The 254-nt window shown below is 65.0% G+C and carries 1 pseudogene; it reads right to left on the reverse strand.

The annotated features are described in order from the left end of the window. A pseudogene (locus WDW90_RS40175) lies at positions 1-254 on the reverse strand (MFS transporter); the annotation flags it as partial.

Below are 254 nucleotides of genomic sequence, written 5' to 3' on the forward strand. Positions count from 1 at the left end.
GCGGCGACCGCGGGTCCGCTTTGCCAGGACGCAGATAGGCCAGGGATTTGGCCAGAAAATGGTGGTGCCCGCGATGAGAGCCGTTGATTTGATCGGCCGCGCGCAAAAACGCGAGCGCACCAGCGGCCCCGCCTTCTTGTCCGATACTGGAGTGCGCCGGGCCATGCACCAGGCCGTCCATGGCCAATTCCACCACCGTTTCCTCAAACGCCCGGATCAGGTGCATGTGCGTCAGCAGCGTTCCCAGCACCGCC

The organism is Methylobacterium nigriterrae (assembly GCF_037106235.1).
Classification (GTDB): domain Bacteria; phylum Pseudomonadota; class Alphaproteobacteria; order Rhizobiales; family Beijerinckiaceae; genus Methylobacterium; species Methylobacterium nigriterrae.